This window comes from Meridianimaribacter sp. CL38 (assembly GCF_004328055.1).
GTDB classification, from domain to species: domain Bacteria; phylum Bacteroidota; class Bacteroidia; order Flavobacteriales; family Flavobacteriaceae; genus Gaetbulibacter_B; species Gaetbulibacter_B jejuensis.
On record NZ_QKWS01000002.1, the window covers coordinates 353,516 to 367,699 of the forward strand.

The 14,184-nt window shown below is 33.1% G+C and carries 12 protein-coding genes; 4 read left to right on the forward strand and 8 right to left on the reverse strand.

Annotated features, from left to right (window positions below):
• Positions 1–22: 22 nt before the first annotated feature.
• Together DMZ43_RS14940 and DMZ43_RS06730 are read right to left on the reverse strand one after the other, a co-directional pair.
• The gene (locus tag DMZ43_RS14940) at positions 23–166 is read right to left on the reverse strand and encodes a hypothetical protein (RefSeq protein ID WP_165353683.1); all 144 of its coding nucleotides are present in this window, start codon (positions 164–166) and stop codon (positions 23–25) included.
• Positions 167–223: 57 nt separating this feature from the next.
• Entirely contained in the window at positions 224–808 is a 585-nt protein-coding gene (locus tag DMZ43_RS06730) for an RNA polymerase sigma factor (protein ID WP_129760166.1), read from the reverse strand.
• 230 nt (positions 809–1,038) lie between these two features.
• Here DMZ43_RS06730 and uvrA point away from each other — a divergent pair, with 230 nt between their 5' ends.
• Positions 1,039–3,822 carry an excinuclease ABC subunit UvrA gene (gene uvrA / locus DMZ43_RS06735; protein ID WP_131506837.1) on the forward strand — a complete coding sequence of 928 codons (2,784 nt, stop codon included), beginning with the start codon at positions 1,039–1,041 and terminating at the stop codon, positions 3,820–3,822.
• Positions 3,823–3,824: 2 nt separating this feature from the next.
• Entirely contained in the window at positions 3,825–4,496 is a 672-nt protein-coding gene (locus DMZ43_RS06740; RefSeq protein ID WP_131506839.1) for a hypothetical protein, read from the forward strand.
• On the opposite strand, the gene DMZ43_RS06745 is transcribed toward DMZ43_RS06740, so the two are convergent.
• Complete coding sequence (locus DMZ43_RS06745) at positions 4,490–5,563, reverse strand: DUF3667 domain-containing protein (protein ID WP_131506840.1); 1,074 nt, start codon at positions 5,561–5,563, stop codon at positions 4,490–4,492. The genes DMZ43_RS06740 and DMZ43_RS06745 overlap by 7 nt on opposite strands.
• Before the next feature lie 196 nt (positions 5,564–5,759).
• Between DMZ43_RS06745 and DMZ43_RS06750 the strand changes: the two genes are divergently transcribed.
• Positions 5,760–6,428 (forward strand): hypothetical protein, encoded by a 669-nt coding sequence (locus DMZ43_RS06750; protein WP_131506842.1) that lies wholly within the window; start codon positions 5,760–5,762, stop codon positions 6,426–6,428.
• A 103-nt stretch (positions 6,429–6,531) separates the two neighbouring features.
• On the opposite strand, the gene DMZ43_RS06755 is transcribed toward DMZ43_RS06750, so the two are convergent.
• The gene (locus tag DMZ43_RS06755; protein ID WP_129760171.1) at positions 6,532–6,900 is read right to left on the reverse strand and encodes a DUF2200 domain-containing protein; all 369 of its coding nucleotides are present in this window, start codon (positions 6,898–6,900) and stop codon (positions 6,532–6,534) included.
• A gap of 69 nt (positions 6,901–6,969) precedes the next feature.
• Complete coding sequence (locus DMZ43_RS06760) at positions 6,970–7,509, reverse strand: hypothetical protein (protein WP_131506844.1); 540 nt, start codon at positions 7,507–7,509, stop codon at positions 6,970–6,972.
• Between the two features lie 285 nt (positions 7,510–7,794).
• Between DMZ43_RS06760 and DMZ43_RS06765 the strand changes: the two genes are divergently transcribed.
• Positions 7,795–8,910, forward strand: coding sequence for a hypothetical protein (locus tag DMZ43_RS06765; protein WP_131506846.1), 1,116 nt, complete (start codon positions 7,795–7,797; stop codon positions 8,908–8,910).
• Between the two features lie 108 nt (positions 8,911–9,018).
• Here DMZ43_RS06765 and DMZ43_RS06770 read toward each other — a convergent pair whose 3' ends face one another.
• Genes DMZ43_RS06770 through DMZ43_RS06780 form a run of 3 tightly spaced genes read right to left on the reverse strand, consistent with a single transcriptional unit; the run spans position 9,019 to position 14,179 of the window.
• Positions 9,019–10,476: an oligosaccharide flippase family protein gene (locus DMZ43_RS06770; RefSeq protein ID WP_131506848.1), complete on the reverse strand. Its 1,458-nt coding sequence runs from the start codon at positions 10,474–10,476 to the stop codon at positions 9,019–9,021.
• Positions 10,477–11,754 (reverse strand): glycosyl transferase family 1, encoded by a 1,278-nt coding sequence (locus tag DMZ43_RS06775; RefSeq protein ID WP_238155789.1) that lies wholly within the window; start codon positions 11,752–11,754, stop codon positions 10,477–10,479.
• Positions 11,747–14,179 (reverse strand): YfhO family protein, encoded by a 2,433-nt coding sequence (locus tag DMZ43_RS06780; RefSeq protein WP_131506852.1) that lies wholly within the window; start codon positions 14,177–14,179, stop codon positions 11,747–11,749. The genes DMZ43_RS06775 and DMZ43_RS06780 overlap by 8 nt, the downstream gene beginning before the upstream one ends.
• Between the last annotated feature and the right edge of the window lie 5 nt (positions 14,180–14,184).

Here is a 14,184-nt window from a genome sequence, read left to right on the forward strand (position 1 = left end):
ACCGATCAGGACTTTTCAAAATTTAATTTAGAAGTGCTTCAAACTTCAATTTATTACAATGTATAACACTTAAAGCCTTAGAGTAATTTAAAAGAAAATCTACAGTTTCTTTTTTAGGGTTCAGGTTGTTTTTTGTTTGAGGATAATTAGAGTAAAGTTTTGCCATTATCGGAATTTTAAGTTAGTACAATTTCAATAACGCAGTAAAACTCTATTTATTATATCAATTTGTTAAAACTATATTATTTTTTTCGATTACCTTCCTCAAATTAATCAATGCATAACGCATTCTACCCAAAGCTGTATTGATGCTAACACCAGTACTATCACTTATTTCTTTAAAACTCATATCCTTATACATACGCATTACTAAAACGTCTTTTTGGTCGTCTGGCAACTCTTCAATAAGTCGTCTTAAATCACATTCTACCTGTTCTTTGATAAGCTGTTTTTCAGCATTTAAGGCAGAATCTCCTAATACCGAAAAAATACTGAACTCACCAGAGTTATCAAACTTTGGCATTCTGTTGCTTTTTCTAAAATGATCAATAACTAAATTATGCGCAATACGCATAACCCAAGGTAAAAATTTACCTTCTTCATTGTATTTTCCAAGCTTAAGCGTTTTAATAACCTTAATAAAAGTGTCTTGGAAAATATCTTCAGTAATATCTTTATCAAATACTTTTGAATAGATAAAACTGTAAATCTTTTGTTTGTGTCTGTGGATTAAAACCGAAAGAGCGCTTTCGTCTCCTTGAATGTAGTTTTTTACTAAAACAGCGTCAGTGATAAGTTCGTGTTTCATAATCATTACTTTAAGGGCAAAGAATTTACTTCTTAGCTTGGGGTTAATTTCTAAAGTAATGTTACGCTATAGGCAAATGGTTTTTAACTGTTTATGTCTCAAATATAACAACAATCATTCCGAAATTCCAAAAAAACAGACTAAAATTTAACATTTTAATCAGCAAAAATCCATTTTCAAGGCTGAGATAGTTGTAGTATCTTTGCGAATTCTAAAGCATAATTTTCAATATGAGCGTTAATATTTCTGAAGTTAATCAAAAGCAAAATATCATCATAAAAGGTGCTAAACTTCATAATTTAAAAAATATTGATGTTGTTATACCAAGAAACAAGCTTGTGGTTATAACTGGTTTATCAGGTTCTGGTAAATCAAGTTTAGCATTCGACACGCTTTATGCTGAAGGTCAGCGTCGTTACGTTGAAAGCTTATCTAGTTACGCGCGTCAGTTTTTAGGACGATTAAATAAACCAAAAGTAGATTTCATTAAAGGTATTGCTCCTGCTATTGCTATTGAGCAAAAAGTAAACTCAACAAACCCACGCTCTACTGTAGGTACAACTACCGAAATTTACGACTACTTAAAACTTCTTTTTGCGCGAATTGGTAAAACCTACTCTCCTATTTCTGGTGAATTGGTAAAAAAACACACCACTAAAGATGTACTAGAGTTGGTAAAACAATTTGAAGAGAAAGAAAAACTATTACTCCTTGCTCCTATTATTTTAGAAGAAGGACGTACTATGGCAGATAAACTTAAAGTGCTACTTCAACAAGGGTATGCTAGAATAAAATCTGGTGATGATGTATTGCGTATAGATGATGCTATCGATAAAAAACTAGCCAAAGACGTCTTTTTAGTGGTGGATAGAATTGTGGTTAAACACGAAGAGGATTTTTACAACCGACTTGCTGATGCCATCGAAACTGCTTTTTTTGAAGGAAAAGGCGCTTGTATTATTGAATCGCTTTCAACAAAAAAACTACATGCTTTCAATAATAAGTTCGAACTAGATGGCATGTCTTTTTTAGAGCCTAATGTTCATCTTTTTAGTTTTAACAATCCGTATGGAGCTTGTCCTAAATGTGAGGGTTATGGAGATATTATAGGAATTGATGAAGACTTAGTCATCCCAAATACTAGTTTGTCGGTTTACGAAAATGCAATTTTCGCTTGGCGTGGAGAAAGCATGAGTTGGTATAGAGATATGCTGGTCAATAATTCGCATAAATTCGATTTCCCAATACACAAACCCTATTTTGAACTGTCTAATGAGCAAAAACAACTCATTTGGGATGGTAACGAGTATTTTGAAGGATTAAACAGTTTCTTTGAGGAACTTGAAGCTAAAGCTTATAAAATTCAAAATCGAGTAATGCTTTCGCGTTACAGAGGAAAAACAAAATGTAGTGCTTGTAAAGGAAAACGCTTACGTCCTGAAGCTAACTATGTAAAAGTTGGACAAACCACAATAACTGATTTGGTTGAAATGCCTCTTAAAAAACTCACTCAGTTTTTTAAAGAGCTAGAGTTAAATGATTATGACACTCAAATCGCTAGCAGACTATTAAAAGAAATCAATAATCGTTTGTCGTTTTTATCAAATGTTGGCTTAGATTATTTAACGCTTAACCGTCGTTCAAACACCTTATCTGGTGGTGAAAGTCAACGTATTAACCTAGCGACTTCACTAGGAAGCAGTTTAGTAGGCTCAATGTATATTTTAGATGAACCTAGTATTGGCTTACATCCTAAAGACACTCAAAAACTAATTAAAGTTTTAGAAGCCTTACGCGATTTAGGCAATACAGTAATTGTTGTTGAGCATGACGAAGACATTATGCAAGCTGCTGATGAAATTATAGATATTGGTCCTGAAGCTGGTACTTTTGGAGGACATGTTGTAGCAACTGGTAGCTATGACACTATTTTAGCTTCAGATTCGTTAACTGCTAAATACCTTAATGGAAATCTATCTATTGAAGTTCCTAAAAAAAGGCGCACTTCAAAATATCATATTGATGTTATTGGAGCTCGCGAAAACAACTTAAAAAACATTGACGTTACGTTTCCTTTGGAAATGTTAACCGTTATTACTGGAGTATCTGGAAGTGGAAAGAGTACTTTGGTTAAAAAAATACTGTTTCCTGCCATACAGAAAAAACTAACTGATTTTGGCGATAAACCTGGACAGTTTACTGAAATAAAAGGCAACTTTAGTAATATAAAGCATGTTGAGTTTGTTGACCAAAATCCAATAGGTCGTTCTTCGCGCTCAAACCCTGTAACTTATATTAAAGCTTATGACGACATAAGAGCTTTATTTGCTAATCAAAAGCTGAGCAAAATAAGAAACTACCAAGCAAAACATTTTTCGTTTAATGTGGATGGTGGACGTTGCGAAACTTGTAAAGGCGAAGGTGAAGTAACCATAGAAATGCAGTTTATGGCAGATGTTCATCTTACTTGCGAAACTTGTAATGGTAAACGCTTTAAAAAAGAAGTACTTGAAGTTACCTTTGAAGATAAGACTATTGATGACATCTTAAACCTTACTATTGATGATGCTATTGCGTTTTTTAGCAAGCATGACCAATCTAAAATTCAAGGCAAGTTACAACCGCTTCAAGATGTTGGTTTAGGGTACGTTACTTTAGGTCAAAGTTCTTCAACCTTATCTGGTGGTGAAGCTCAACGTATTAAACTAGCATCGTTTTTAGGCAAAGGAAGTAAAAGTGATAATGCACTATTTATTTTTGATGAACCTACAACAGGTTTACATTTTCATGATATTCAAAAACTACTAACCTCTTTTCAAGCTTTAATTGCCAAAGGACATTCTATAATTGTTATTGAACATAATTTAGAGCTTATCAAATGTGCCGATTACATTATTGATTTAGGTCCAGATGGTGGCGAACAAGGAGGTCATCTTGTAGCGCATGGTACTCCCGAAGACATTGTAGCTGATAAAAACTCGGTTACTGGTAGCTACTTAAAGGAAAAACTATAGTTGTGAAGCTCTCAGAAAACATAGACAACAATAAGGATGAACTTCATTCTATTGAGTCTATTGATTTTTCTACAAATACTCCAAAAAACGTTAATATAGCTGTCACACCTTTAAAACCTGGAGGTGCGAATTTTAAAACACACTCTTTAGTAAAAAAATCGTCTTCAAAATATGCCTATCAACCTTCAGTAGGTGGAGCTGCATTTCCTATTTTGTTTCTCAGTATTGGACTTATAATTACAATAGCTTGCCTACTTAATATTATTGGTGTTTTTTCAACGGTAAAACCAGTAAGTTGGTTTATGCTATTAATAGGAACTATCTTTGCTGCAGCTGGAGTAATACTAACGTATTGGTCTTATATGCCTAGGGTTTTCGATAAACAACTTGGTCTTTACTATAAAGCTTATAAAGTTGATTTTAATAGAGATAAAAACACTTCAAAAAAACAAATTCCTTTAAAATCAATTATAGCTATTCAAATCATTGGAGAACGCATAACTAGTGATGATGGTTCTTATGGAAGTTTTGAGCTTAATCTAGTATTAAATGACTATTCTAGAAAAAATGTAGTGGATCACGGAAATCTAAAATCCATAATCAACGATGCACATATCTTAAGTGATTTTTTAAACATCCCAATATGGCATGCAAAAACACACAATGCTCAATAAGTCAACAACGCCATAAGTGCCATAATACCAGCAGCAAATGGTATTACAAACATTAAAAACACAAAGGTTGCCACACTACTTTTAAAGAAGCTTAAAAACCAACCTTGTCCATAAAATCGTTTTACAGCTATAAAGAGGTAAAAGAAAGTTGATAGCATAACCAATGTCATAATCCAACCTGGAAAATTATCCCAAATAAAATTACACAACATAAGCACGCTAAAAACTGTAAACAAAAACGAAAAGAAATAAAAGCTAAACACCAAATGATGTGCAAAACGTCCTTTTCTATAGTATAACAACTTTAAAATAAATGCAAATATTGGCAAGAGTATAAACATTGCTATTGGGATATTATCATAAAACGCTTGCAATATTGAACCTCCACTCCTATTCTTAAAAAACTTTAAGGCTTGTGCGTATAGTCTTCTGGTAAAATAGCCATCATCGTCATCCATTCCCATAGCCTTATAGATCTCATCCTCACTTGCTCCTGCATCAATTAAAGAATCAATCTCACTTCGGCTAAAACTAAAATTAGTATTCATTTTAGATTCCTTAGTAGCTTCTTGTTTTATAATAGAATCAAGCTCTTTAAACTCTTTATCTTTTAATCCTAGTTTCTCTTTATTTGCCTCAAGAGGCTGCATTATTTGAGCTATTTGAGCCGAATCTAAAGGTTTATTTCTCAAAGAGTCTATAACCGTTTTTGAACGCTCTAGTTCGCGTTTCATAGCCTCATCAACGCTTTGCGTAGTTTGTCTTGCAATAAAAGAGAATAAAAAGAAAAATACTACCGATATAAACAGATACATCTGAGCTGGATGCAAATACAACAAGCGTTTTCCTTCTACAAAACGTCTAGCCAAATAACCTGGTTGTATCATTAAGGGAATAAAGCTCTTAAAAAAACGAGCATCAAAAGAAAAGTAGTTGCTAATAGTGTTGTAAAACAACACACCAAGAGTAAGGTCGTCTTTTGCTTTTTGCCCACAGTGCGGACAAAATTGAAACCCTTCTTCAAATTGCTTTTCGCAATTTGGACAGTTAACCTGAGTTTTTCCCATAATAATTGATTGGCTATATAAAAGTATAAAAAAAATTGAACGCTCATGTAAAGTGTTTTTCACAAACGTTCTTAACAACTAATAACGCATTAATAATGAAATACTTACATTTTTGGCACGCAAATTGAAAACTAACATAACAAATAGCGTAAGCCGAAAAGCTAAATGAGTAGGCATAATCTAAAACCCTATTATTATGAAAAAATTTGTATTCATATTAGCATCGATGTTACTAGGTTTAACATCTGCAACAGCAACAGCACAAGGTGAAGGTTTAAACAATACACGCTATCGTTATGCACAACCAATAATGTTTGTAGAGCGTGGTGTAGAGTTTATGATTTTTCCTGACGGAAGTTTCGATTTCAATACTAATATTGAAAACACCTACCAAACAGGTAATGTGTACTACAGATCAACAACTACTCATAGAAGCTCGGTAAACGTTACTTATGGAGCCCCTGGTACTGTTAGTAGAGTACACTATTCTACTCCAAGATCTAATCAAGGCGTATTTATTCAACATGATAGTGATGGTAAAATTAGAAGAATTGGTAATGTGTACTTAAATTATGACAGACAAGGCAGAATTAAAAGAGCTGGAACTGTATATATGAGTTACCAAAGAGGTAATGGAAGATTAAAACAAGTTGGTGGTTTACGTGTAAACTACAACGCTTGGGGAGAAATTGTTCATGCTTCTGGCGTAGTAAACCATAGCAATTCAGGTTATGTATACAGTAACAACACTTCAGGTGATTTTGGATATGGTTACTATAGTGATTTTGATGATGCTGATGATTACTATTACTACAGACAAGGAAGTGAAGTGAAAAAACAAAAAAAGATTAAAATAAAAGTATAAATAGATTTTTTTGATTGGTTAGTTAATTGATAATCCCGTTGTACATCCCCAAGTACTTCGGGATTGTCTTTTTTATAGAGCATCAATACTAACTATAAAAAGCTTATCCTTCTCTAAGTATCTTTTCCATTTTTCTACCTTTTGCTAACTCATCAACCAACTTATCTAAATATCTAGTCTGTTGGGTTAACGTGGTAGTAATATCTTCTATCCTGTAACCACATATTACACCCTTAATTAAGTGTGCATTTGGGTGAATGGTTGCTTGCTCAAAAAACGTTTTAAAAGTTACCTTATCGTCTATAAGTTGTTGCAACTTATTGTCGTCAAATCCTGTTAACCACTCTATAACTTGGTGTAACTCGGCTTTGGTACGATTCTTTTTCTCAACTTTAGTAACATAATGTGGATATACCGATGCAAAAGTCATTTTTGCAATACGTTCATCGTGTTCTGGTGTGGTAATACTCATAGTACTGAATGTGTTAATTTTGGTATGGAAAGATAGTAAATTGCACTTACATTAACTTAAAGATATGAATCATGGTTGATTATCATATATTGAGTTCAAAGGTTGTAAATATTTTGTAAATCCTAAATCCTTTATAAACTGATAAATTTGTTTTCTAGCAGCTGAACTAAAACCATTAGCTGGATAAGAATAATCATCTGATATTTTTATATACTTTAATGTTGTTGAAGGTATTTCAGTCCTTGACACTAAGTAATTACAACTAAGACAAACATCAATTGTCTCAACAGGTTTTCCTTTTAAAAAATAAACAACTGCAAAATGAGGATCAAAACAAAAGGCTGTTGTACTACCATAAGCTGTTTTACTGGTTATAATAGTCTCAAAATCTTTCACTTGTTCGGAGCTTAAAACGGATTCTTTGTTTATTCTCTCTTTAGCATTTTTAAGACAATAATCTATCAAAGTTTCTCCATCACCTTTAAATTCATAAGCAACAACAGTATCATAAACTAAATCAGTAAAAGGATTGGTTTGTGATACTGCTAATGTTTGTACTATAAATAAAAGATAAAATAAACAGTATTTAGATAATCTTCTATATTTCATGCTTATAAAACTTAATCAAATATCAACTTTTGATATACTTGTTACAATTGAAAGATAGTAAATTGTAGTTATATTTTCCTTAAAAACCACTCACAAATGGCTTCTCTATACCTAGGTCATAGCTACTCCATAGCTAGTCCATGGATAGTCCATGTAAAACGCGGTTTTTCCTACAAAAAATCCAAATAAATACAAACTACTCAAAATCAATACATTAAATATTGTTTCGGTTTTTTGGCACGCTGTTTGTTTACTATTAGTTGTATAATTAAAACCCTTACAATTATGAAACGAATTATTTATTTTTTTACAGCAATACTCTTAGGAAGCGTATCTGTAAACGCAACAACCACCAGCACAAATTCAGTAAATACTTTTAACACTTATGCTAATGGTTATGGCAACTCTTTCATATTTGTAGAGAATGGTATTGAATTTTCGGTATTTCCTGATGGTCAGTTTGACTTTTACATCCCTAATTATGGTCCAAACGTAAATGTTGGCTTTAGTACTCCTAATGTATCCATAAGCTTTAACACTGGTTATGATTACAACCCTTATGTACAATATGACGATTTTGGTGCTATTGTTCAAATAGAAAACACACCTATTTATTATGACTTCTACGGAAGAATTACAAGAGCAGGAAATGTAAACATTCACTATAACAGTTTTGGACGTGTTGCTCGTGTAGGTGGTTTATACATTCACTATCGTAACAGAGTATTTTCTCACTACACAGGGTTTATAAACGTTTATAATAGATACTATGTGTACCGTCCATGGCACAGATATTATGCTGTACCTTCAGTAAACTTCTGTATTGTAAACACTAGACCTTATAGACAGTATTACACTCCTATTAGACATCACTATTACAGACCATACAGAAACAATTACCGTCAGCCTGTTAACATAAACAGTCGTCGTAATACTGTAGCTAACAACGGAAGACGTTCAAACGCACAACAAACACGTATAAGTGATAGATATAGACAAGATGCTACACCTAGAAGAAGTACTTCTGTAGATAGAAGCAATACCACAAGACGTAATAATAGTGCTGTAACAGCTCCTACTAGAACAAGAACTACCACTCCTAGAGTATCAAGTTCTACTAATAGAACAAACACATCGCCTAGAGCTACAGTTAATACTAATAGGCCTAAAAATAGTTCGGTTACTACCAAAAGAAATGTGACCAAAACAAGAACTACTGTGTCTAATAAAGTGAACACTAAAAAAAATTCAACGGTAAGAAAACCAAATACGTCTCAAATACGTAAATATAATACAAGACAAAACAAAAGTACTCAGCGTGTAACTCAAAATAACAGAACAAAGTCGTCAAATGCGACTAAATCTAGAAGTTCACAAAACAGTACAAGATCTAGAAGATAATATAACGATACATAATTTTTTGGTTGGTTAGTTGGAAAGTCCTGCAAGTCGTATGCCTCAAAGCACCTTGTGGGATTTTCCCGTTTTAGGCTAGCAACACAGCAAAAACTATTTAATTGGTAAGTACTTTTTTAGTATTCCTGTAATGTCTTTAGAGACATTCATCTTATACACTGCAAAGACATACACACACCCTATCAATAAAGACTTAAATGCTATATTAACTATAGGATGAAAAGGAAATTCCCAAAAATAAAACACAGCAACACTTACTAAAATCAATACTCCTACTTTTAATGAATCTTTTGTAAAAGGAAGCATTTTAAACTTTCGGTTTACAAAGTAAATTTTAGCTGTATTGTAAATAAAAATAGCTATAAAAGTTGCAACTGCTGCTCCATCAATTCCTAATAACGGAATAAATACCATATTTAAAATAACTATCAATACCGTAAGTAACACTCCAAAAAGTAGTACCACTCTATAATAATCGCTATTGAATAAAATAGCATTATTGTTTCCTAAAAGCGTGTCGTAGAGTTTTGCTAAGCTTATTAAAAACACAACGGTTAGTCCATAACTAAATTCTTCAGGGATAATTAAATACAACTGATTAATATTAAGCACAATCAGTAAAAATATCAATCCACTAATAATAAAAAGGCTAAGTGACGAGCGTTGATACAAATCCTTTAAAGCAACCTTATTTTTTTCATTTAAATAATTAGCAGTAATAGGCATTAATATTTGATGCATAGACCGTTGCGGAACCGAAATTACCGATGCGATATAAATTGCAACACTATAGTAAGCGACTTCCTCTATATCAATATACTGTCCAAGCATAAACTTATCTATATCTAAAATAAGTGTCGCTACCGAACCAGCAAGTATAATAAGCGATGAGTATTTAATAATAGCCCTAAAGCTCTCTATTCTATTAAACTTAAGTACTGGCCAACGAATAATAAATGCGTAGAGTTTCATTATAACCATACGCAATACATATACTATAATAATTGCATTGATAAACTCGTGTACATTAAGATATCCCAAATACACACAAAACAGCAGTACCATTATCCCAATTCTATGAAACACCTCTTTCATAAAGTTGCCAAAAACAGTCTGCATTTGGGTTTTTGCCCATGCAAAAAACACTTCAAAATAACCCATAGAAATAGCAGCAATAATAATATGCCACACATAGTCTTTTACAATACCATTTCTTTGTGATAACAAATCACTTATAACATCATAACCAAAATAGCCAATCAATGCTACAGGAACTACTACAAACATGGGTAGTATAAGCATTAAGGTTAAAAAGCTGTTAAGTGAATTTTTGGTTTTAAATGTAGAATAGAACTTTATAAGTGTATTATGAACTCCAAAAGCCATTAGAGGCATCATAATATTTGCTGTAGATAGCACAAAGGCAATTAAACCATAGTACTCATCTGTAATAAAATTAGTGTATAGAAACAATGTATTAATTGCTCCTATACCAAACCCCAAATAGGTACTAATAGTGTTTTTAAAGGATTGTTTAACTACAATTCCCATTTATACAAGTTGCGCTAGAGTTTTTGTTAGTTCCCTTCTACTGTACTTTTGCAATCCTATAGGTTGCGTTTTCAGCGAATTGGTTTTATAGGCATTAAAATACAATAAAATTTGAGATTTTATCTGCTGCTTTTCATTGTAATAAAAATAATGTCCTGTATTTGTAGTTTTAATGATGTCTTCAACATCAGACTCTTGTGGTCCTATAGCTAGTATTGGCGTATTGGAAACCATATATTCAAACAACTTCCCAGGAATAATAGCTTTACTTACTTGTGAGTCTATTTCAATTAACAACAACACTTGCGATTGCATTTGAAACTGCATCGCTTCCTCATGGTTGACATAACCAACAACATTTACATAATCATCTAGTTGGTAATGTGATAATGTCTGTAACACATCATCGCTCACAACACCTATCAAGTTCAACTGAAACGCAGTTTTAAAAGCTTCGTTTTCAGCTATCAACTCACGTAATGCGTCCCATAATTGAGTTGGGTTACGTTCAGAAAGTAATGAGCCAATATGAGCTATTGTAAAACGTTGGTCCTTCTCTGGTCGTTCAATAGCATATGTGTCGTAACCATTGGTAATAACAGTTATAGGTTGTTGGGTTTTAAGCGCAAACTCTTGTTTTGTAACTGTGCTCGTAACTATAATTTGGTTGGCAGATTGTAAAACATTCTGCTCTAACAATTCGTGTTTTTGTCTAGAGCTTTTGGTGAGTTTTAAATCTTTATGGTAACCTATAGTTGTCCAAGGGTCTCTAAAATCGGCTATCCATTTTACATTCAATTGCGCTTTTAACTGCAAACCTATAAGGTGTAAACTATGTGGTGGTCCAGTAGTGATAATCGTTTCAATACTTTCTTTTTTTATATATTCTGAAAGATAAGCTACCGAAGGTTTTACCCAACCTTTTCTCGCATCAGGAATAAAGAAATTTCCTCTTACATACAATAATAAACGCTCAATAAGAGATTGCTTTTTTTTCTTCGGAATAATGCCTGAACTTATCGTTTTAGAACTCTTTTTTGAAAGTAAATTAGCAAACTTATAAGGTTCGTTTATAGGTTGCTTTAAAACAGTTACAGTATTAGACACTTCATCTTCCAACTGCAAGTCTGTAATTGGATAACTAGGATTCTCAGGACAATAAACAACAGGGTCTACTCCAAATTCTGGTAAGTATTTTACAAATTTCAACCAACGCTGTACACCTGGTCCTCCTGCAGGTGGCCAATAGTATGTTATTATAAGTGCTTTTTTACGCACTAGCTTGGTCTTTTTTAAACGAATACAATAGGCCTCCTAGAAGCAATAATGCTAGTATAATTGAACTAGACAATGCAATAGTACTTCCTGTTTTTACTACTTGAGGCTCAAATTTAAACTCAATAGTATGGTTTCCTTTAGGAATTTCAAGTCCTCTCAATACATAATTAACACGCTGAATAGGTGCTTCGGTTCCATCAATTGTTGCTACCCAACCATGGCCATAATACACTTCAGAAAACACAGCAAAACCATCGTTACTGTTGTTAGATTCGTACTTTAAATAGTTTGGTTGATGTGCTACTAATTTAATTGTAGATAAAGAGTCTAAAGTATAGGTTCTAGACTCCAATGGCATTGATGTAATCGCTTTTGTTTTAGTATTTAAACTGTCTAAAGCAACTATTTCTTCATTAGCAGAACTAACCTGTTGTAATGACGAAACAAACCAAGCATTTCCATTGGCTTCTTCATTGTTATAAGGAAATACATTACCCTTGTCGTCTTCTCCAATAAAATATTTGGTATTCAACATATTAATGACTTCCATATTGTTTTTTGAAATATGAAAATCATACAGTTCATCAAATCGTCCAAGTTTTGCAGCATGATAACCACTTAATGAGTTATGAAAATAAGCAGCTTTCCCTGGATTTCTAGAGCCTTCACTAGATAAATCTAAAACTCTAAAATGTGTCTTGTCCTTTAATATCTCTTTATCAGCAGCATTAGCTTTATAAGGTTTTTCAACTTGAATTGCAGACACAAAATTATCGTTATTAACGTAGCGTCTGTCTACACCAACCAAATCAAATAAAATTAAAGCAGCAAATACAATAATCACTTTTCCTTCTGATAACTTTTGTTTTAAGAATCCAAAAATTGTTGCTGCTGCAAGCACTACTAAAAGCAAAGTTCTTAATGTGTCTTGTGTAAAGAAGGTTTGTCTGTCTGCTCTTAGTGCATCAACAAAGCTTTGTCCATACTCGCCATAGGCTTGTCTGTAATACCCATCGTTTACACCAACAAAATCGAATGACGATTTTATAAGCAAGAATAAAATTGCAAGTCCTCCTGTAATTATCGCGGAATATTTTAACGCTTTTAGCTTTTCATCTTTGCTTTCAAAATCATTGAATAAACGTACCAAACCAAAAATAGCCAATACAGGTATGCAGAGTTCTAAAATTACCTGAATAGAACTTACTGCTCTAAACTTGTTGTACATAGGTACAAAGTCTATAAAGAAATCGGTTAAAAACCCTAAATGCTTTCCGTAAGACAGCAATAATGATAGTACAGTACCGCCAACTAGCCACCATTTGAGTCTGCCTTTAACCAAAAACAAAGCAAATACAAACAAGAAAATAACTACTGCTCCAACATACGCTGGTGCTTCAACAATGGTTTGTGCTCCCCAATAAGTAGGTGTAGTTTTTACTTCGCGAGTGGCTTCAACAGGCGACGCTCCAATATTTCTATAAAATTTAAATGTTTCAGAGTCGACACCAACATCTTCATGACTTCCACCACCAAAAAGCCTCGGAATAAACAAATTAAGACTTTCCGCTATACCATAGCTATATTCTGTAATATAATCTTTATCCAATCCAGTAGTCACTGCTTTAGGAGAGCCATCAGGATTTATAGTAAGTTCACTTTTTCCTCGTGTACTTTCATTAACATACTCTTTGGTCGCCATAATATTGCTGGCATTTAACCCAACAGCTAATAGTACTGCAACAACTAGCATTCCAACCGATTTGAAAAAATGTGGCAATACCTTTTTTCGGTAAGCGTCTATTAAATAAGCTATTCCTAAAACCACAACTAACAGCATTAAATAATAAGTCATTTGAAAATGGTTAGTACATATCTCTAAAGCCATAGCCACTGTAGTTAGTAAAAAACCACCTATGTAATGTTTTCTGAACGTGAGTAGAATACCACTAAGCACTAAAGGCATATAGGCAATAGCATGCGCTTTACTATTATGTCCTACACCTAATATAATAATGAGATAGGTAGAAAAACCAAAGGCCAATGCACCAAGTGCAGCAAGTTTAAAATCTACTTTTAGTACAAGTAACAGCACATAAAACCCTAGAAAGTAAAGAAATAAATAATCGGCTGGTCGTGGTAAAAAACGTAGTGAAAGGTCTAGTTTTTTAATATAATTATGAGGGTATTTTGCACCTAACTGATACGTGGGCATACCTCCAAAAGCACTGTTGGTCCAGTAGGTTTCCTCTCCAGTGGCTGCTCTAAAGTCATTTTGCTGTTGAGACATTCCAATGTAGTGCTTAATATCACTTTGAAAAATCTTTTTGCCTTTTAAAACTGGGTTAAAATATGCTAATGAAACAATAACAAACCCTACTAAAATTAAAAGATGAGGAAGAATTCTTTTGATTGAAAACTGCATGAATA